Raw genomic sequence first — 255 nt, forward strand, 5'->3', positions numbered from 1 at the left:
AGACCCGTCCCGCCCTGGACATCGTCAACGACACGCTGCTGGACGGCATGAAGGTGGTCGGTGAGCTGTTCGGTTCCGGCCAGATGCAGCTGCCGTTCGTGCTCCAGTCCGCCGAGGTCATGAAGACCGCGGTCGCCTATCTCGAGCCGCACATGGAGAAGTCGGACGCGGAGGGCAAGGGCACCATCGTGCTGGCCACGGTGCGCGGCGACGTGCACGACATCGGCAAGAACCTCGTCGACATCATCCTGTCCA

The 255-nt window shown here is 64.7% G+C and carries 1 protein-coding gene; it reads left to right on the forward strand.

Going from position 1 to position 255, the window contains the following annotated elements; genetic code table 11:
• On the forward strand, positions 1-255 hold a 255-nt coding region (locus QQM72_RS40785), incomplete at both ends, for a B12-binding domain-containing protein (RefSeq protein WP_314225848.1).

It is taken from the genome of Streptomyces zaehneri (assembly GCF_032248645.1).
Classification (GTDB): domain Bacteria; phylum Actinomycetota; class Actinomycetes; order Streptomycetales; family Streptomycetaceae; genus Streptomyces; species Streptomyces coriariae.